Source organism: Dickeya sp. MK7 (assembly GCF_000406305.1).
GTDB classification, from domain to species: domain Bacteria; phylum Pseudomonadota; class Gammaproteobacteria; order Enterobacterales; family Enterobacteriaceae; genus Dickeya; species Dickeya fangzhongdai.
Genome location: NZ_CM001984.1, coordinates 3,700,581 through 3,719,936, shown reverse-complemented (window position 1 = coordinate 3,719,936; position 19,356 = coordinate 3,700,581). Strand labels below are relative to the sequence as shown.

The 19,356-nt window shown below is 52.0% G+C and carries 17 protein-coding genes, 4 tRNA genes and 1 pseudogene; 19 read left to right on the top strand and 3 right to left on the bottom strand.

All coding sequences use genetic code 11. The features are described 5' to 3' along the window. Positions 1 to 364: 364 nt before the first annotated feature. A complete protein-coding gene (locus DXXMK7_RS16110; RefSeq protein ID WP_038666476.1) occupies positions 365 to 1,138 on the bottom strand; it encodes a (S)-acetoin forming diacetyl reductase in 774 nt (257 codons plus the stop codon). 348 nt (positions 1,139 to 1,486) lie between these two features. On the opposite strand from DXXMK7_RS16110, the gene DXXMK7_RS16105 reads away from it, so the two are divergent. The 3 genes from DXXMK7_RS16105 to cybB all read left to right on the top strand — a co-directional run bounded on the left by DXXMK7_RS16105 (position 1,487) and on the right by cybB (position 3,796). Then, positions 1,487 to 2,140 carry a hypothetical protein gene (locus tag DXXMK7_RS16105; RefSeq protein WP_038666480.1) on the top strand — a complete coding sequence of 218 codons (654 nt, stop codon included), beginning with the start codon at positions 1,487 to 1,489 and terminating at the stop codon, positions 2,138 to 2,140. Between the two features lie 107 nt (positions 2,141 to 2,247). Next, positions 2,248 to 2,877 (top strand): LysE family translocator, encoded by a 630-nt coding sequence (locus DXXMK7_RS16100; protein WP_038921090.1) that lies wholly within the window; start codon positions 2,248 to 2,250, stop codon positions 2,875 to 2,877. A 385-nt stretch (positions 2,878 to 3,262) separates the two neighbouring features. Continuing rightward, positions 3,263 to 3,796, top strand: coding sequence for a cytochrome b561 (gene cybB, locus DXXMK7_RS16095; protein WP_038919957.1), 534 nt, complete (start codon positions 3,263 to 3,265; stop codon positions 3,794 to 3,796). An 82-nt stretch (positions 3,797 to 3,878) separates the two neighbouring features. Here cybB and DXXMK7_RS16090 read toward each other — a convergent pair whose 3' ends face one another. Beyond that, positions 3,879 to 4,388 (bottom strand): SRPBCC family protein, encoded by a 510-nt coding sequence (locus DXXMK7_RS16090; RefSeq protein WP_038919956.1) that lies wholly within the window; start codon positions 4,386 to 4,388, stop codon positions 3,879 to 3,881. Positions 4,389 to 6,180: 1,792 nt separating this feature from the next. On the opposite strand from DXXMK7_RS16090, the gene pncC reads away from it, so the two are divergent. The 13 genes and pseudogenes from pncC (at position 6,181) to luxS (ending at position 15,936) form a co-directional block, all read left to right on the top strand. Next, positions 6,181 to 6,669 (top strand): nicotinamide-nucleotide amidase, encoded by a 489-nt coding sequence (gene pncC, locus DXXMK7_RS16085; protein ID WP_038919955.1) that lies wholly within the window; start codon positions 6,181 to 6,183, stop codon positions 6,667 to 6,669. A 109-nt stretch (positions 6,670 to 6,778) separates the two neighbouring features. Further along, positions 6,779 to 7,855 carry a recombinase RecA gene (gene recA, locus DXXMK7_RS16080; RefSeq protein WP_038919954.1) on the top strand — a complete coding sequence of 359 codons (1,077 nt, stop codon included), beginning with the start codon at positions 6,779 to 6,781 and terminating at the stop codon, positions 7,853 to 7,855. Positions 7,856 to 7,898: 43 nt separating this feature from the next. Further along, on the top strand, positions 7,899 to 8,387 hold the full coding sequence (gene recX / locus DXXMK7_RS16075; protein ID WP_038919953.1) for a recombination regulator RecX: 489 nt from the start codon (positions 7,899 to 7,901) through the stop codon (positions 8,385 to 8,387). Between the two features lie 137 nt (positions 8,388 to 8,524). Beyond that, on the top strand, positions 8,525 to 11,152 hold the full coding sequence (alaS, locus tag DXXMK7_RS16070) for an alanine--tRNA ligase (protein ID WP_038919952.1): 2,628 nt from the start codon (positions 8,525 to 8,527) through the stop codon (positions 11,150 to 11,152). A gap of 321 nt (positions 11,153 to 11,473) precedes the next feature. Next, positions 11,474 to 11,659 (top strand): carbon storage regulator CsrA, encoded by a 186-nt coding sequence (gene csrA, locus DXXMK7_RS16065; protein WP_005972168.1) that lies wholly within the window; start codon positions 11,474 to 11,476, stop codon positions 11,657 to 11,659. Between the two features lie 305 nt (positions 11,660 to 11,964). After that, positions 11,965 to 12,057, top strand: a tRNA-Ser gene (locus DXXMK7_RS16060). Positions 12,058 to 12,064: 7 nt separating this feature from the next. After that, a tRNA-Arg gene (locus DXXMK7_RS16055) sits at positions 12,065 to 12,141 on the top strand. 76 nt (positions 12,142 to 12,217) lie between these two features. Beyond that, a tRNA-Arg gene (locus tag DXXMK7_RS16050) sits at positions 12,218 to 12,294 on the top strand. Positions 12,295 to 12,351: 57 nt separating this feature from the next. Further along, positions 12,352 to 12,428, top strand: a tRNA-Arg gene (locus tag DXXMK7_RS16045). Between the two features lie 180 nt (positions 12,429 to 12,608). Beyond that, positions 12,609 to 13,175, top strand: a complete 567-nt coding sequence (yqaB, locus tag DXXMK7_RS16040; RefSeq protein WP_038919951.1) for a fructose-1-phosphate/6-phosphogluconate phosphatase — start codon at positions 12,609 to 12,611, stop codon at positions 13,173 to 13,175. Further along, the gene (locus tag DXXMK7_RS16035) at positions 13,172 to 13,600 is read left to right on the top strand and encodes a YqaA family protein (protein ID WP_038919950.1); all 429 of its coding nucleotides are present in this window, start codon (positions 13,172 to 13,174) and stop codon (positions 13,598 to 13,600) included. The genes yqaB and DXXMK7_RS16035 overlap by 4 nt, the downstream gene beginning before the upstream one ends. Before the next feature lie 80 nt (positions 13,601 to 13,680). Further along, positions 13,681 to 15,235 (top strand): annotated as a pseudogene (gene gshA, locus DXXMK7_RS16030) (glutamate--cysteine ligase). A 185-nt stretch (positions 15,236 to 15,420) separates the two neighbouring features. Continuing rightward, the gene (luxS, locus tag DXXMK7_RS16025) at positions 15,421 to 15,936 is read left to right on the top strand and encodes an S-ribosylhomocysteine lyase (protein ID WP_013319092.1); all 516 of its coding nucleotides are present in this window, start codon (positions 15,421 to 15,423) and stop codon (positions 15,934 to 15,936) included. 81 nt (positions 15,937 to 16,017) lie between these two features. Here luxS and DXXMK7_RS16020 read toward each other — a convergent pair whose 3' ends face one another. After that, a complete protein-coding gene (locus DXXMK7_RS16020; protein WP_038666514.1) occupies positions 16,018 to 16,812 on the bottom strand; it encodes an inner membrane protein YpjD in 795 nt (264 codons plus the stop codon). 172 nt (positions 16,813 to 16,984) lie between these two features. Here DXXMK7_RS16020 and ffh point away from each other — a divergent pair, with 172 nt between their 5' ends. The 3 genes from ffh to rimM all read left to right on the top strand — a co-directional run bounded on the left by ffh (position 16,985) and on the right by rimM (position 19,321). Then, the gene (gene ffh / locus DXXMK7_RS16015; RefSeq protein ID WP_038919949.1) at positions 16,985 to 18,346 is read left to right on the top strand and encodes a signal recognition particle protein; all 1,362 of its coding nucleotides are present in this window, start codon (positions 16,985 to 16,987) and stop codon (positions 18,344 to 18,346) included. Between the two features lie 159 nt (positions 18,347 to 18,505). After that, on the top strand, positions 18,506 to 18,754 hold the full coding sequence (rpsP, locus tag DXXMK7_RS16010; RefSeq protein WP_012768742.1) for a 30S ribosomal protein S16: 249 nt from the start codon (positions 18,506 to 18,508) through the stop codon (positions 18,752 to 18,754). A gap of 18 nt (positions 18,755 to 18,772) precedes the next feature. Continuing rightward, the gene (gene rimM / locus DXXMK7_RS16005; protein ID WP_033570517.1) at positions 18,773 to 19,321 is read left to right on the top strand and encodes a ribosome maturation factor RimM; all 549 of its coding nucleotides are present in this window, start codon (positions 18,773 to 18,775) and stop codon (positions 19,319 to 19,321) included. Positions 19,322 to 19,356 lie beyond the last annotated feature (35 nt).

The following is a 19,356-nucleotide window of genomic DNA, read 5'->3' as shown; positions in this document are numbered from 1 at the left end:
TGACGGCGGCTGCATGATGGAGACGGTATGACGGCGACCGTCAGCCTACATCAATGTCCCTGTGCGCACGATGCCATGCGTTCTTATTCGGGGTGATCTGGATATTCAGGGGCATAGATACATGTGGCGTCGTGCACGACGTTGCCAGCATGAGGCGACGCTCTGGTCATAGCCTGCCAACCGGGTTGCCACCATAACACAACTCTGGTTAATTTTTCTTCTGTGTATCGGAACAGGATTCAGACAGGAAACATCCTCAGCGCACGTTAAGACGCGTGAGGATGTAAGAGGGCGCGACATGCAGATATGCAAGGTCGCGCAATCGTGCAGATTCAGTTGAATAACATATCAACTGAATACGGTATCAGTTGAATACCATACCGCCGTCGATCAGCAGGGCCTGACCGGTCATGTAGTCGGAATCCGGGCCGGCGAGGTAGGAAACGCAGGCGGCGACGTCTTCCGGTTCGGACAGCCGGCCCAGCGTGATGCGTTTGGCGAATTCCGCCGTACCGTAGCCGAGCGGTTTGCCGGCGGCTTCGGAAATCTGGCGGTCAATCTCTTCCCACATCGGGGTTTTGACGATGCCGGGGCAATAGGCGTTGACGGTAATGCCTAGCGGCGCCAAATCGCGGGCGGCGGTCTGGGTCAGGCCGCGCACGGCGAATTTGCTGGAGCTGTAAACCGCCAGTTCCGGGTTGCCGACGTGACCGGCCTGAGACGCGGCATTGATGATCTTACCGCCCTGACCCTGAGCCTTGAAGGCTTCCACCGCGGCCTGGATTCCCCAGATAACGCCTTTTACGTTGATGTTGTAAACCTTATCGACGATTTCCGGCGTAATATCTTCAATCAGTGTGGTGGGGGCGATACCGGCGTTATTGACGATGACGTGGAAACCGCCCAGTTGTTTGTGCGCGGTGCGTACCGCATCGAACACCTGATCGCGGTTTGAGACATCCGCGGTAAGCGCGATGGCGTTACCGCCGTGGTGTCTGATTTCCTGCGCCACCTGACCTGCGGTATCGCTGTTGTAGTCCACGACCGCTACGGCAAAACCGTCTTTCGCCAGACGAAGAGCGATGGCCTTACCGATTCCCTGGCCTGCGCCAGTGACCAATGCTACCTTCTGTTTCATGGTCTTTTCCTGTGTTGTGAATGAAAGAATAGCCACTGCAGGCAGGCTAGCGCGCGATAACAGGAATGAAAACTTATAGTAAATATCGAAAACTATCATTTTAATGGATTAACTTTTTTTATTTGAAAATAAACCTGTTAATTACCACTATTACCTGTTGGTCTTTATGCAGCTTTATTCTGAGCGATGAGCCAGAAGCTGAAGGAACGATTTGTCTCGCGCGGTAAAGCGTGGTCTGGAAAAGATTGGTCTGGAGAAGGCGGAGCACACAGTGTACCCTGCGAAGAACATCATCCGGGTCATGTCCCGCCGATATCTGTCTTGATGACTGTTTAAAAGCCGGTAACCATGAGCTACATCGATACCATCAAACACGAACTGGTTGGTTTCCTTAACGGATTGCCAATCTATCATCCGCTTGAAGAGGTGACGGATTCGCCCTGGGGCGCGGATGACTTTTCCTGTACGCCAGACAATCTGATTATCGGTGGCGGCGCAGGCGAGCATCCGGCGCTGGTCATCCACCAGTTGGGGGCGCTGGTGGCATCTTATCTGTTGCTGTGTCTGCAAAAACACAATGAATTTTTTCCCGAACAGCCTGATCCGCTGCCGGCAATCTCGGTAGATCGGCTGTACGAAATGGCGGAGCGGCAGCGCTCGCTGGAGTTTTGCGGCTGGTCGATGAACCATGTTAAGGAGTTTGTCGATCTGGCTCGTTCGCCGCTGCATCCCAACCCGTTATCGGAATTGGGGGTTGCCGAGGAGTGGGTGGAGCACTCTATCGGCGAATTCGTTTATTATTCGTTACCGGAGCTTAACCCGCTCGATGCCAAAATAGCGCGGCTGCCCGGCATGGGAAGCTGGTTTCCCGGTTACTGGATGTGCAATGTTACCTGTCCGCCGCCAAACTATGTCAAAACACGAAAGCAGTCGTTACTGTCTGGCTCATTTCAGGATCACGGTTTTTTCCGCTGGGATTACCGCTATCCGCCGGAAGAGTAATCGGCGGCGCCGGTGGGGCGTGATGGCGGCCGGCACGAAATGAGATTGAGGCGGCTTCCAAAAACAGTTACATCTGAGGATTGTCTGCTGTTTGCCGAGGTTTGATGATGGTCAGTTCGTCCCAGTTGTTACCGTTTGCCGCCATTGCGTTAGGGCTGGTGTTGACGCCCGGTCCGAATATGATTTACCTGCTCTCGCGTACCGTCTGTCAGGGGCGGCGAGCCGGTCTGGTGTCGCTGTCTGGCGTTGCGTTGGGGTTCTTGATTTATATGAGCGCTGCGGCGCTCGGTATTACCGCTATCATGATGGCCGTACCGCTGGCCTACGATGTGCTGCGAATCGCCGGCGCGTGCTATTTGCTGTGGCTGGCCTGGCAGGCTGTGCGCGGCGGCGCATCGCCTTTTCAACTGCGCGAACTGAAGCCGGACAGCAATCGCCGCCTGTTTGTCATGGGGCTTGTCACTAACTTGCTGAATCCTAAAGCCGCAATACTTTATCTTTCGCTGCTGCCGCAATTTATTCGCCCGGAGCAGGGGAGCGTACTGGGGCAGTCGCTGACGCTGGGCATCACCCAGATAGCTATCAGCATGACGGTCAATGCGTCGCTGGTGATGGCGGCGGGGTATATCGCCGCCTTTCTGGCGGAGCGCCCGTTGTGGCAACGCGTACAGCGCTGGCTGATGGGAACGGTGTTGGCCGGGCTGGCGGTAAGAATGCTGGTGGATAGCCGGCGCTGATCGGTGCGATGGCGGTCAGCGTTGACCGCCCTCTCTGTATGCACGGGCGCGCTTTTTACCGTTTCTTTCCCTATCCGATAGCCCTCGTTCGACAATGTTATCCCTGTCAAATTCGACTTACATCCTGCCAACCAACCTTACCGACAGATGACAGTTCTATACACTGCAACTGGTAATGTTTGTCTCAACCCTTGTTGATGTTGTGTTATTCATCCCTGTCAGAGAGTAGTCATTTTCCCGCCTTCCCATTAAGGCGGGATTTTTTTGTCCAAAAGAACGTTTCGCTGCTGTCAGCCAAAAACTAATGCTAGCTTAATAAAGTGAAGCTAGGCTGTATGCGTTTTATACTCACACAGATTGTATGCTCATACAGAGAAGGAATTCCATGAAGACCAAGTACCATTCATCTCAGATTGTGTTGCACTGGCTGGTATTGCTACTGGTGATCGTCACTTATGCCGCTATGGAGCTGCGTGGTTTCGCTCCGCGCGGGAGTAGTGCGCGAGCGCTGATGTCGACTATTCATTACAGCTGCGGCGTGTCCGTGTGGGTGCTGATGATCCTGCGGGTTGTGCAACGCTTTCGTTATCCTACTCCGCCTATCACCCCACAGCCGGGGCGGCTACTGGTGATTGCGTCCCATTCCGTGCATGGTTTTATTTATCTGATGTTTTTGGCGTTGCCGGTGCTGGGCGTGCTGGGCATGTACTATCGCGGCGCCGACTGGTCGGTGTTCGGTATTGCGATGCCGTTCGCTGCCGAATCGGATGAAGATATCAAACAGACATTGCTGAACATTCACGAACTGATTGCCAACGCCGGGTATTTCCTGGTGGGGCTCCATGCGTTAGCCGCCCTGTATCATCACTATGTGGTACGCGACGATACGCTGCTGCGGATGATGCCCGACAAGAAATAATACCGAGGGTTGTTAATACGACAGACGGCGGGTTTTCCCGCCGTCTGTTTTTTTATGAATGTCTGGATAATAAATGTGGGGCTTAATGCCCATCAGGCGGCATGGCGCCGGAGCCAGGCTGTTCCGCCATCTGTTTGAAGCGCAACAGCGTTTTGTGCAACATCTCTTTAGGCAGCAGTTGAAACACCTGGCTGAGGGTGCGTCCCAAAAAACCGCCCGGAGGATCGAAACGAATGCTGAGGGTTACTTCGGTGCCGTCACTGTGCGGAGCGGGACGAAACGAGAGGCGTCCTTCATTCGGGATTCTGGCGCCCGGCAGCGAGCGCCAGTGAATAAACTGGCCGGGTTGCTCATCCACGATACGCGCCTGCCATTCGATATACTGGCCGAGCGGCGCTTTCATCCGCCACAGAGAATCCGTGCGGTTGATGATATCGATGTGGGCGACATGGTTCATCAGCACCGGTAGCGTTTTGGGATCGCGCCACAAATCGAACAGCACATCCGCCGGGCGGCAAATGACCAATGAACTACTGAGTCGATCGGCGTGATTATCCGTTATGCCAGATCGACGTAAGAATGTGGATGGCACGTTGTCTTCCCCTCCTGATTTGCCTGAGACAGACTCTGTTCTGCTATTGCTATAAGCGCTTATTGTCATAACCGCTCGAAATAGGCGAGTGAACCCTGTCTTGTACCGGACGTAGTCGTGTCTTCTGGCGAGTGTACGTGATGCCTGGGGAAACCTGCAAACCTACAGGAAGTAAAAGCCTGCTTTAGCTGATTGCCAGACCGCCGTTACCGATATCGGGCTGGGGAGGATGCGCATTCTCACAAAAACAGAAGAATAATGACCGCTGCCAGAGCAGGTTGGCGGATATCTGTTACACTTTTACTTAGTGTTAATTGACTGCCGTGCCATGTTATAGAGTAAGGAATTTTTTTTCGATTTTCATTTTTATTTGGCCCATCTTTTGATGGGCTTTTTGTTTTCTGATGATAATGACGATAGGGATTATTTTCGTGTGTTTGGTTTTCTGTTTTTTTCTGCTGTGATGGTCACGAAAATAAATGAGATAAATTGTTTTTTTAAGGTTGGTTTAATCTCTCTGGTGTAATTTTATCAGCAGGTAATGATTTTACCGCGCCACAACACCAGGTTTTTTATAATTATTAGATAGTATTCGCCCACCTCTCGGTGGGCTTTGTTTTTTGTCTTTTTTGATTTTTAGTGAACGGCTACGTTAAAAGTTGTTTTTTCTTTTTCCTAATGTTGGCTTAATATTCATATCATAGAATTCTTATCAGGCAGCGGAACGCTGCCAACCTGTGTCTTCAGGATGCTTCATGCCAGAGAATAGTGTCATTTTCGCCCACCTTTTGGTGGGCTTTTTTTTGCTTTTAGTACAGTGGTTTATTTTGATTTTTATGGTGGATTTTTTTATCAATATTATGAGTGGTGAGATAAAACTAAGGTTGTTTTAAGGAATGGCTGGTAAATTCATTTTCAGACAGTGGATAACTGTCGTGCCAGTACTACCAAATCTTTGCTGTTGAAAAACCCAATAGCTTTGCCCACCTTTTGGTGGGCTTTTTTTTATGTCTGTCAGCTGTCGCCGTATTCCAACATGACAATAGTTCAGCAGGGGATAATCATATCGTAAAATAAAAAATATTTTCTTTATGGGATAAGGTTATTGATTTCCCCGCCGATAAATAAAAGAGAAAAAGAGCACTCCAGAAAATAAGATATCATTGCAAAACGCACTTAAAGCAGAACAAGATGCGAAAACTAAATGGGAGAGTGTCGCGCTAATGACCCGCCAGGGATGAAACACCGATAACAAGGCTTTTATACCCAGGGAATTTCGAGTTTGCAGGACGCAGGCGAACAACTGAACCCTCAGTCGCTTGGCAAACAGTGACGGGGAAACGAAGCAGCCAATGCGTCAGCAGCTTGAAAGATAACAGGTATGTCGTGAAGTCGATTCGCCTGATGTGTTAATCCACCATGTAGCCAGTGGTATTTCGCAACACGGCGCCACGCCTTTCTTGGGTTTCCTACCCAACTGGCCTGTCAACCGGCAGGCCAGCATTATTTCAGGTCCAGAAACCACGTCTGCCGGGATTCATCGGCCGTGTCTTGTTACGCCAATAAAAAAAGCCCCGAGGCGGGGCATGCATGTCTTAAAAACGCTATCGCCGTTATTATTGTGTGTCAATCATATACAGGCTGGTTGACAATAATAAGACAAAGGGCCGCGCTATGTTGCGTGCCGTCTCGCATTCCTGTTAAGCAACGGGGCTGCACGAGGAAAAGTGCTACCCTGAGGGAGAATGTGTTCATTACTATTGAGCCGCAATGGATAAAACAGGGTGCTGCGATGACAGAAACTGAAATCTTGCGACTGAGCGCGCTGGTGGGAGAACGTCTGAAGGCGCGTCAGGCGAAAATGACCTGTGCCGAGTCCTGTACCGGCGGATGGCTGGCCAAGGCGATTACGGATGTGCCCGGTAGTTCGGCATGGTTTGACTACGGCTTTGTAACTTACAGCAATCAGGCCAAGCAGGCGCTGATCGGCGTGCAGGAAAATACACTGACGCAGTTTGGCGCGGTTAGCCGCGACGTCGTGAACGAAATGGCGACAGGGGCGCTGAGCCGCTCCGGTGCGGATATCGCCGTATCGATCAGCGGTATTGCCGGGCCGGACGGTGGAACGCCAGACAAACCGGTGGGCACCGTATGGTTTGGTTTTAGCGATAAAAACGGCAACAGCGTGGCCCAAAGAATGCAGTTTGACGGCGATCGCCATGATGTTCGTTTGCAGGCGGTGGCGTTTGCCCTGCAGACGCTGCTGGAGAGATTTTTATAAAATAGGCTTGATGCTGTATGAGTATACAGTATAATGCGGCCATCGGTTCGGTGAATCATGAATAAGCAACAGCGTAGAGGCAGCGGCAGGCTGCGCGACAGGAGCAGAAATGGCTATTGATGAGAACAAACAAAAGGCACTGGCGGCGGCGCTGGGCCAGATCGAAAAGCAATTCGGTAAAGGTTCTATCATGCGTTTGGGCGAAGATCGCTCAATGGATGTTGAAACGATCTCCACGGGCTCCCTGTCGCTCGATATCGCACTGGGTGTCGGTGGTTTGCCGATGGGGCGTATTGTCGAAATCTACGGTCCGGAATCCTCCGGTAAAACCACGCTGACGCTGCAGGTTATTGCGGCCGCACAGCGCGGAGGCAAAACCTGTGCGTTCATCGATGCTGAGCACGCGCTGGACCCGATCTACGCAAAGAAACTGGGCGTTGATATCGATAATCTGCTGTGTTCCCAGCCGGACACCGGTGAGCAGGCGCTGGAGATCTGTGATGCGCTGGCTCGCTCCGGTGCGGTGGACGTGATTATCGTTGACTCCGTGGCGGCGTTGACGCCGAAAGCAGAGATTGAAGGGGAAATCGGTGATTCGCATATGGGACTGGCGGCGCGTATGATGAGCCAGGCCATGCGCAAACTGGCCGGTAACCTGAAACAATCCAATACGCTGCTGATTTTTATCAACCAGATTCGTATGAAGATTGGCGTCATGTTCGGTAACCCGGAAACCACGACCGGTGGTAACGCGCTGAAATTCTATGCTTCCGTCCGTCTGGATATCCGCCGCATCGGCTCGATTAAAGAAGGCGAAGAAGTTGTTGGGAGCGAAACCCGCGTCAAAGTTGTGAAGAACAAGGTTGCCGCACCGTTCAAACAGGCCGAATTCCAGATTCTGTATGGCGAAGGGATCAACACCTACGGTGAGCTGGTTGATCTGGGCGTGAAATACAAACTGATTGAGAAAGCAGGCGCCTGGTACAGTTACAACGGCGACAAAATCGGTCAAGGCAAGGCTAACGCTTGCAATTTCCTGAAGGAAAATCCGGCTATCTCCGCTGAACTCGACAAGAAACTGCGCGAAATGTTGCTGCATAAGGATAATGAAGCCGTGCCGAGTGTTAGCGGTGAAAGCGCCGAGTACGATGCAGAAGCCGCTGGCGAACTCAACGACGATTTTTAATGAAACGTCGTAGCATGAGCAGCACATTCTCGGGATGACAGGTATGTCGAAAGTACTCCGTTATGCGATGAATGTGCTGGCTGTGCGAGATCATAGCGAGATGGAATTGCGCCGCAAAATTGCGGCGTATTTGCAGACAAACCGCGAATGCGACAATGCAGACGACTGCTCTGTGTTGTCCGAGCTCAATACCCAAATCGAGCAGGCGGTGGACAGTTGTCGGCAACAGGGCTGGTTGGATGATGCACGCTATGCCCTGCGTTATATTAGTAGTCGCTGCCGTAAAGGGTACGGTACTCAGCGTATTTGTGCCGAGCTCAGCCAGCGGGGCATCGATAAGTCTACCCAGCGCATGGCGCTACAATCTTGCGACATTGACTGGTATCTACAGGCGGAAGCAGTGGCGATCCGTAAATTCGGCTCACCGTTGCCAATGAACTGGCAGGAACGTGCCAAAGTTCAGCGTTACTTGCTTTACCGCGGTTTTTCCCACGACGAAATTCAGTCGGTATATATGAATTTTTCCGATTGAACGCATACGGGATTTTACTTCCCCCCTAAGAAAATTTATCTTATTCCCACTTTTTTGTTCGCGTTTGGCTCGGTCACATCAGCATGCTGCATCTACCTTGCCCGCGACTGTTCTTTTAGCTTGATTTCAGGACAATTATGAGCAAGAGCACCGCTGAGATCCGTCAAGCGTTTCTCGACTTTTTCCATAGTAAAGGACATCAGGTTGTCGCCAGTAGTTCCCTGGTGCCAAACAATGATCCTACGTTGCTGTTTACCAATGCCGGGATGAACCAGTTCAAGGATGTTTTCCTGGGGCTGGACAAACGTAATTATGTGCGAGCCACAACCTCTCAGCGTTGCGTGCGCGCCGGCGGCAAGCATAACGATCTGGAAAACGTGGGTTACACTGCGCGTCACCATACCTTCTTCGAAATGCTGGGTAACTTCAGCTTCGGTGATTATTTCAAACGCGACGCCATCACTTATGCCTGGGAACTGTTGACCAGCCCGCAGTGGTTTGGTCTGCCCAAGGAAAAACTGTGGGTTACGGTTTACGCCACTGATGATGAAGCCTATGACATTTGGGCGAATGAGGTTGGCGTACCTCGCGAGCGCATCATCCGTATCGGCGACAACAAAGGCGCGCCGTACGCGTCGGATAACTTCTGGCAGATGGGCGATACCGGTCCTTGCGGCCCTTGCTCTGAAATTTTCTACGATCATGGCGATCACATCTGGGGTGGACCGCCGGGAAGCCCGGAAGAAGATGGCGATCGCTATATCGAGATCTGGAACCTGGTATTCATGCAGTTCAACCGTCAGGCCGATGGCACCATGCTGCCGTTGCCGAAACCATCGGTTGATACCGGTATGGGACTGGAGCGTGTTTCCGCCGTCCTGCAGCATGTGAATTCCAACTACGAGATCGATCTGTTCAAGACACTGATCGCGGAAGCCGCCAGCGTGGTGGGAACCGATGATCTGAACAACAAGTCGCTGCGCGTTATTGCCGACCACATTCGTTCCTGTGCATTCCTGATTGCCGATGGCGTCATGCCGTCGAATGAAAACCGCGGCTATGTGCTGCGTCGAATCATTCGTCGTGCTATCCGCCACGGTAATATGCTGGGTGCGAAGGAGACCTTCTTCTATAAGCTGGTTGGTACCCTGATTAAGGTGATGGGGCCGGCTGCTGAAGAGCTTAAACGCCAGCAGAGCCTGGTGGAGCAGGCACTTAAGAATGAAGAAGAGCAGTTTGCCCGTACGCTGGAGCGCGGGTTGTTGCTGCTGGACGAAGAAATCAAACAGCTTAAGGGCGATACCCTGAGCGGCGAAGCGGCTTTCCGTCTTTATGACACTTATGGCTTCCCGGTCGATTTGACCGCGGATGTTTGCCGTGAGCGTAATCTGAAGGTGGATGAGGCGGGTTTTGAACGTGCAATGGAAGCGCAACGTCAGCGCGCGCGCGACGCCAGCGGCTTCGGTGCCGATTACAACAGTCTGATCCGTGTGGATGAGTCTACAACGTTCTGCGGTTACGAACGTACTGAACAGCAGTCGAAGGTTGTGGCGATTTATCGTCAGGGCGAGTCTGTGCCGGAAATTCAGGCGGGTGACGAGGCGGTCGTGGTTCTGAGCGAAACCCCGTTCTACGGTGAATCCGGCGGTCAGGTTGGCGATCAGGGTGATTTGACGTCGGCGACGGCCCGCTTCTCTGTCACTGATGCCCAGAAATATGGTCAGGCTATTGGCCATATCGGCAAACTGACTCAGGGCTCTCTGCGGGTGAGCGATAAGGTGGATGCCGTGGTGGATCATGTCCGCCGTGACCGTATTCGTCTGAACCACTCAGCGACCCACTTGCTGCATGCGGCCTTGCGTCAGGTATTGGGCGAACATGTTGCTCAGAAAGGTTCGCTGGTCAATGACAGCTACCTGCGTTTTGACTTCTCTCATCCGGAAGCGATGAAACCAGAGCAGATTCGTCAGGTGGAAGATATCGTCAATACCCAGATTCGTCGTAATCTGCCGGTAGAAACGGACGTGATGGCGCTGGATGCGGCCAGAGCGAAAGGCGCGATGGCGCTCTTTGGTGAAAAGTACGAAGAGAATGTCCGCGTGCTGTCGATGGGGGATTTTTCCATCGAACTGTGTGGTGGTACCCATGCTCGCCGCACCGGTGATATCGGCTTGTTCCGGATCGTATCTGAATCGGGTACGGCTGCGGGTATTCGCCGTATTGAAGCGGTTACTGGCGAGAATGCAATTGTCGCTCTGCACCATCAGAATGATTTGCTGCATGAAGTAACGCAACTGGTGAAAGGCGACAGCAACAATCTGGCAGACAAAGTGCGTTCTTTGCTGGAACGTACCCGCGGGCTGGAAAAAGAATTGCAGCAGTTGAAAGAGCAGCAAGCCGCGCAGGAGAGCTCTTCGCTGTCCAGCAAGGCGAAAGATATCAACGGCGTGAAGCTGCTGGTGACGCAGTTAAACAATGTTGAGCCCAAGCTGTTGCGGACGATGGTCGATGATCTGAAGAACCAGTTGGGTTCTGCGGTGATTGTGCTGTCGACGGTGGCGGATGGCAAAGTCAGCCTGATCGCCGGCGTGACCAAAGAATTGACCGATCGCGTTAAAGCGGGCGAGTTGATTGGCTTTGTGGCAAACCAGGTCGGCGGTAAGGGTGGTGGTCGTCCGGATATGGCGCAAGCAGGCGGAAATGATGTCGATGCGTTGCCATCGGCGTTGACCAGCATTGAAGCCTGGGTGGTTGATAAGCTATAAATATTAAATACGTGTTATCCCGGCAAAAACGCCATGACTATGAGTGGTTTTGGCGTTTTTAGCTTGCGGTAAGGATGGCCGTAAACAAGACTGTTCATAGGTCGTCTGTGGGGCTCCAGAGACGGTCTATGAGGTGAGGCCTGGTTGTGATAACAAAAAGCGCAAGCTGTCTTATATCGACTAAACTGAACATTAGTAACAGACAATGAGTGAGATGATGAGACATTTTCGTCATCCAGGTTTACGTTTTCCCCAACCATGATGGATAATGACGGGAGAACGGAGAGACCTGACTCTTTATAATCTTTCAAGGAGCAAAGAATGCTTATTTTAACTCGTCGAGTTGGCGAAACCCTCATGATCGGCGATGAGGTTACGGTTACCGTACTAGGAGTAAAGGGCAATCAGGTTCGTATCGGTGTTAACGCGCCGAAAGAAGTCTCTGTACACCGAGAAGAGATTTACCAGCGTATTCAGGCAGAGAAGTCTCAGCCTACCTCCTATTGATTGAATAGCGTCTCGTGTTGGCGAGGCGCTGTTGTTCACGTGTTTCTGTTTGCTCCCTGTATTTTCCTTTTTTGCCAATGAATAGTCCCCCAGACATTTGCAGTTGTGAATGCAAATAACTGGTTGTTTTATTGGCGATAAAGCATGCTTTTTGTCGTTAATCTGTTCTTGTTGGGTGCGAAGTGTTCAAACGGAACTGATATCGGAAAAATTGTTTGACTTATAAGTCCGGGAAAGTAATATGTGCGCCACGCAGACAGGTGAGCGCTGAATGAAAACGAAATTCAGTGATTACCAGTCGGTACGGTGAGGTGGCCGAGAGGCTGAAGGCGCTCCCCTGCTAAGGGAGTATGCGGTCAAAAGCTGCATCGAGGGTTCGAATCCCTCCCTCACCGCCATTAAGATGCATCCGTAGCTCAGCTGGATAGAGTACTCGGCTACGAACCGAGCGGTCGGAGGTTCGAATCCTCCCGGATGCACCATTTAATGTGACGCGTTACCTGACAAAAGCACTGTCAGTTATACAATTTAAGAGAAGTTTGCAGTAAGTCTTGAAATGCATCCGTAGCTCAGCTGGATAGAGTACTCGGCTACGAACCGAGCGGTCGGAGGTTCGAATCCTCCCGGATGCACCATTCTCCTGATGCTGTTTCCTCTTGTTGTAAAATCATAGTCAGAAAGATTTCTAAAATGCATCCGTAGCTCAGCTGGATAGAGTACTCGGCTACGAACCGAGCGGTCGGAGGTTCGAATCCTCCCGGATGCACCATCTTCTTCAAATCCATCCCGGCTTACTTCCAAGGTCATCGTTTTTCTTTTATCGAATCTCCTGGTATTTTTCCTGTCTGATATATCTATTTCACTGTTTTTACTAAGGTTATTGAGTAAGCGACAATGTTTTGACTTTGCGTTAAAGTAATCGTCTCTTTTCGGTGGGTACGGAGTCATGATGTACGATCGCTATCAGGGCCTCATCTTTGACATGGATGGCACCATCCTCGATACGGAGCCAACCCATTGCCGTGCATGGCAACAAGTACTGGCAAAGCATGGTATGAGCTATGACAACGATGCCATGACAGCGCTGAACGGCGCGCCGACATGGCGTATTGCCGAGGTGATTATCAACCAGCATCAGTCGGATCTTGATCCGCATAAGCTGGCGGCGGAGAAAGCGTCCCTGACCGAAACCATGCTGATGGACACCGTACAGCCACTGCCGTTGATTGACGTCGTCAAAGCGTATCATGGCCGTCGCCCGATGGCTGTTGGCACCGGGAGTACGCATGGTTTGGCCGATCGTCTGCTGCGCCATCTTGGCCTGCGGGATTATTTTTCTGCGCTGGTCGGTGCTGATGATGTGCAGCGGCATAAACCGTTCCCGGATACCTTCCTGCGTTGCGCAACATTAATCCAGGTTGCCCCTGAGCACTGCGTCGTGTTTGAAGATGCCGATTTTGGTCTTCAGGCTGCCGCCAGTGCAGGTATGGATGTGATTGACGTAAGAACGCTGTGAGCGAGTTTTGGGCGGCCTTTTCCCTGTTCTGGAGCAGTTTCCTGAGCGCGACGCTGTTGCCGGGCAGTTCGGAAGTCGTACTGGTCTCGTTGTTGTTAACTCACAGCACCAGCCCATTGCTGCTGATTGTTATCGCTTCCATTGGTAATACCTTGGGCGGGATCACCAATATTGTTGTCGGGCGCCTGGTACCCGAACTTAAGCCGCAAAAAGGATTGAATACCGCCCGACGCTGGTTGCAGCGTTACGGCACCGCAGCATTATTATTTAGCTGGGTGCCGGTAGTCGGCGATATATTGTGCGTATTGTCAGGGTGGCTAAGGATGCCCTGGGGAAGTTCCGTAATATGTATTTTTATCGGAAAAACGTTGCGCTATCTGGTAGTGGCCGGCGTGACGCTGAAATGGACGATGGGAACCGGGTGAGTTGTAATCACGATTGTTGTCCCCATATACCATCCATTATTCTTATTAACATGACTAAATCTTCATAGCGGGAGGTCAATTTGATCCCGGACGTATCAAAAGCGCTGTCCTGGCTGGAAAAACATCCTCAGTCGATAAAAGGGATCCAGCGTGGTATTGAGCGTGAAACACTGCGCGTGATGGCAAATGGACATCTGGCGAAAACAGGACATCCGGAGAAGCTGGGGGCGGCGCTGACTCACCCCTGGATTACCACGGATTTTGCTGAAGCATTGCTGGAATTCATTACGCCGGTTGACAAGGATATTGATCACCTTCTCGCCTTTTTGCGTGATATTCATCGTTATGTGGCGCGTCATCTGGGTGATGAGCGCATGTGGCCGTTAAGTATGCCTTGCTTTATTGAAGCAGGGCAGGATATCGAACTGGCACAGTATGGTTCCTCGAATATTGGTCGTTTCAAAACGCTATATCGTGAAGGACTGAAAAACCGGTATGGCGCGTTGATGCAGACCATTTCCGGCGTGCATTATAATTTTTCGCTGCCGTTGGCATTCTGGCAGGCTCGTGATGGCATTACCGACGCCATCAGCGGCAAGGAAGCGATTTCCGCCGGGTATTTTCAACTGATTCGCAATTACTACCGTTTCGGCTGGGTAATTCCGTATCTGTTTGGCGCCTCGCCGGCGATTTGCTCCTCTTTCCTGCAGGGCAAAGAAACCCACCTGCCGTTTGAGCGTTCGGAAAAAGGAATGCTCTATTTGCCGTATGCTACATCGTTGCGTTTAAGCGATTTGGGCTATACCAACAAATCGCAGAGCAACCTTGGTATTACCTTCAACAGCCTGGAAACCTATGTTTCAGCGCTGAAAAAGGCGATTCACACGCCGTCTGAAGAGTATGCGGGGATTGGTCTCAAAAAAAGAGGGGCGTTATCTGCAACTGAATACCAATGTGTTGCAGATTGAAAACGAATTGTATGCGCCGATCCGGCCTAAACGCGTCACCCGTCCGGGCGAGTCGCCTTCCGATGCGCTGCTGCGCGGCGGGATCGAGTATATCGAAGTGCGTTCGCTGGACATTAATCCGTTCTCGGCAACCGGCGTCAGCGCCGAACAGGCTCGATTCCTCGACCTGTTCCTGATTTGGTGCGCGCTGGCGGATGCGCCGGAAATGAGCGAAGCGGAACTGCTCTGCACACGTAAAAACTGGAACCAGGTGATTCTGGAAGGCCGTAAGCCAGGGCAGACGGTAGGCATGGGCTGCGATACGACGCGTCAGACGATTGCTGAGGTTGGGCGCTCGCTGTTTGCGGATCTGCGGCGTGTTGCGGAATTGTTGGATCAAGGACACGCTAAGCCGTACTATCGACAGGTCTGCGACCAACTGGTGGAAGGGTTCGACGACCCGGACAAAACGTTCTCCGCACGGATTCTGGCGATGATGCTGGAAAATGGCAGCGGCGGCGTTGGTCTTCAACTAGCCGGACAATACCGCGAGCAACTGTTGCAGGAGCCGCTGGAGATTTTGTCTGAAGCCCAGTTTACTTCGGAGTGCGAGCGTTCATGGCAGCACCAGCGTCAACTGGAGTCGGAAGATACGCTGAGCTTTGATGCATATCTGTCCAGACAGTAACGCCGGTAGCCGGTGACGTAGCCGGTAAAAGAAAAGGCCACTCGATTGTCATCGGGTGGCCAAAGAAACATCTCTGATAATAGGGATGATGATAATAAATGCGCGTCTTTCATTTGTTATGACCGGTACCGGTAAGAAAAGTTTCCTGGAAACGAGAAATAAATTTTTCATGAGGAGGTGGCAACATGCCATTACTGGATAGTTTTACTGTCGATCATACTCGTATGGCTGCGCCAGCCGTTCGGGTGGCCAAAACCATGACAACCCCTCATGGTGATACGATTACCGTGTTTGATCTGCGTTTCTGTCGTCCTAACCAGGAGATCATGCCGGAGCGCGGTATCCATACTCTGGAGCACCTGTTCGCTGGTTTCATGCGCGATCACCTTAACGGCGACGGCGTGGAAATCATCGATATCTCTCCTATGGGTTGCCGTACCGGCTTCTACATGAGCTTGATTGGTACGCCGGAAGAGCAGCGCGTGGCTGACGCCTGGAAAGCGGCCATGACTGATGTGCTTAAGGTCACCGATCAGCGTAAGATTCCGGAACTGAACGAATATCAGTGCGGCACCTATGAAATGCATTCCCTGACCGAAGCGCAGGACATTGCACGCCACATTCTGGATCACGACGTGCTCGTCAACAAAAACGACGATCTGGCATTGCCGAAAGACAAACTGGCGGAATTGCACATCTGATTGCGTTCAGCGTATGTGCAGCAAAAAGAGAGCCGCGGCTCTCTTTTTTTATGTGCTGGATAAAGTCAGCCGCGGAAGCGGTCAATGCGCCAGGAAGTTCTGGATTACCCGGCTGCCGAAGTAGGAGAGCGTCAGCAACAGTGCGCCGATCAGGTTGAACCACACTACCCGGCGCCCACGCCAGCCTTCGTGATAGTGCCCCCAGAGCAGCAGAATGTAGACAAACCATGCCAGCAGGGAGAACAGCGCCTTATGCAGGTTCTCTTTGTTGCTGAGCAAATCGTTCATGTAGATAAGGCCGGTGCATAACGTCAGCGTCAGCAGAATGACGCCAATCTGGGTAATGTGGAACATCTTGCGCTCGATGCCCAGCAGCGGCGGCATGTCGGCGGTAAATCCCAGTTTCTTGGTTTTCAGCATGTAATCCAGCAACGCCAGTTGCAGCGCATACAACGCGGCAATCATCAGCGTAGCGTAGGCAAACAGCGCCAGACCGATGTGCACCATCAGACCAGGCATCGCTTCGAGGTGGGTAATAAACTCACCCGGCATGAAACTGGCGAACGCCAGATTAATGAACGCAAAGGTATAGACGATGGGCAGCAGAAACCAGCCGCGATTACGTGACGCCACAATGGTCATCACCGTACAGATAATCAGGCTGATGAGGGACCCGATGTTCAACAGACTCAGGTTTTGCCCAACCTGGACATCGAAAATACGCTGATACAAGGCCACTGCATGGCAGACCAGGGCGATCGTAGCGGATACCACTGCCAGACGGCGGTAGGTTCCGTTTTTTCGCACCAGACTGGGAATAATCAGCCCCAGACTGAGGAAATAGGCCGCTAAAGCTACAATGGCGAAGACAGACATAACGATAGGTTATTCATTATCAACTGAGTAAAATGAAAGGTCAGTATAGCCTTAGTCGCCACCGCCACCAACCAGTTATCCGTGCCGGCGCACGCAGATTGGTCTGGCTTTCGTGTTATACTCCCCGCTGTTCGCGTCGCGGTAGCGGCCAGTTTCACATTGAGCATGAGATATGTTTGAAAATTTAACCGATCGACTATCGCGCACTCTGCGCAATATCAGCGGCCGTGGGCGGCTGACGGAAGACAATATCAAGGATACGCTGCGTGAAGTCCGTATGGCGCTGCTGGAAGCGGACGTGGCGTTGCCGGTGGTGCGTGACTTCATCAACCGTGTAAAAGAGCAGGCGGTTGGTCACGAAGTCAACAAGAGCCTGACGCCGGGACAAGAGTTCGTCAAGATTGTTCAGAACGAGCTGGTGACCGCCATGGGCGAGGTCAACCAGGCGCTCAATCTGGCTGCTCAGCCGCCGGCGGTGGTGCTGATGGCGGGTCTGCAAGGGGCGGGTAAAACTACCAGCGTTGGTAAGCTGGGCAAATTCCTGCGTGAAAAACAGAAGAAGAAAGTGCTGGTGGTGTCGGCGGACGTGTACCGTCCGGCGGCGATCAAGCAGTTGGAAACGCTGGCGCAGACCGTCGGCGTCGATTTCTTCCCCTCGGAAGCGCATGAAAAACCTATCGACATCGTTAACCGTGCGCTGCAGCACGCCAAACTGAAATTCTACGATGTTCTGCTGGTGGATACCGCCGGTCGTCTGCATGTCGATGACGCCATGATGGATGAAATCAAGCAGGTGCATGCGTCGATTAATCCGGTGGAAACGCTGTTTGTGGTTGACGCCATGACCGGTCAGGATGCGGCGAATACCGCCAAAGCCTTTAACGAGGCGCTGCCGTTGACCGGGGTGATTCTGACCAAGATTGATGGTGATGCCCGTGGCGGTGCGGCGCTGTCTATCCGCCATATTACCGGTAAACCAATCAAATTCCTGGGCGTCGGCGAAAAAACCGACGCGCTGGAGCCGTTCTACCCGGACCGTATCGCTTCGCGCATTCTCGGTATGGGCGATGTGCTCTCGCTGATTGAGGAACTGGAAAGCAAGGTCGACCGTTCTCAGGCCGAGAAACTGGCTAAAAAGCTGAAGAAAGGCGATGGGTTTGATCTGACCGATTTCCTGGATCAGCTAAAGCAGATGCGCAATATGGGCGGTATGGCCAGCATGATGAGCAAGCTGCCGGGTATGGGGCAGATTCCGGATAACGTGAAATCGCAGATGGATGACAAGGTATTGGTGCGAATGGAGGCGATCATCAATTCCATGACGCAACAGGAGCGCGCCAAGCCGGAGATCATCAAAGGTTCGCGTAAGCGACGTATCGCGATGGGGTCCGGCATGCAGGTGCAGGATGTCAACCGACTGCTGAAACAGTTTGATGATATGCAGCGCATGATGAAAAAGATGAAGAATGGTGGCCTGGCCAAGATGATGCGCGGCATGAAAGGGATGATGCCGCCAGGTTTTCCAGGCCGCTAAGTCGGGGAAATGTGACCCCAACAGAAAAGTCGGTGGTGTGAATGCATGGTTTTAGATTGCTTTTTGCACCAAAATGAGTAAAATCTTCGGGCTTTTTATATGACACTGGGCCCCGTTCCTCGATGGGGCCCGGTTGTTTTATTAACTAAAGAGGATGTTATGGTAACAATTCGTTTGGCACGTGGCGGCGCTAAAAAACGCCCGTTCTATCAAGTCGTTGTGACCGATAGCCGCAATGCGCGCGACGGTCGTTTCATTGAGCGCGTAGGCTTCTTCAACCCGATCGCTACCGGTAAAGCTGAAGGCCTGCGCCTGGATCTTGACCGTATCGAGCACTGGGTTGGTCAGGGCGCAACCGTTTCTGATCGCGTTTCCGCGCTGATCAAAGACGCGAAAAAAGCAGCGTAATCTGTTGCGGTGGTGGTAATGAGCAAGCAACTCAGCCCGAAAGCCCCGGTCAACCCGATTACATTGGGGAAAATGGGGTCGACGTACGGCATCAAAGGTTGGCTCAGGGTATTTTCATCCACCGAAGACGCCGAAAGCATTTTTGATTATCAACCCTGGTTCATCCGGAATAAAGGGCTGTGGCAACCGATCGAAATCGAGAGCTGGCGGCACCATAATCAGGACCTGGTCATCAAGATCAAAGATATTGACGATCGGGATGCGGCGAATTTACTGACCAATTGCGAAATTGTCGTGGATTCTGCCCAACTGCCTGAGCTGGGTGAGGGTGATTATTACTGGAAAGATCTTATTGGCTGCGACGTCGTCACCGTAGGTGGCTATGAACTGGGAAAAGTCATCGACATGATGGAAACCGGTTCTAATGACGTTCTGGTGGTAAGAGCTAATCTGAAAGATGCTTACGGAGTCAAGGAACGGTTGATTCCGTTTCTGACTGAACAGGTTATCAAGCACGTTGACCTGTCTACGCATCGTATTGAAGTAGACTGGGATCCTGGTTTTTGAACTCTGTAGAGTCTGCAGTCAATGAGTGGAACGGC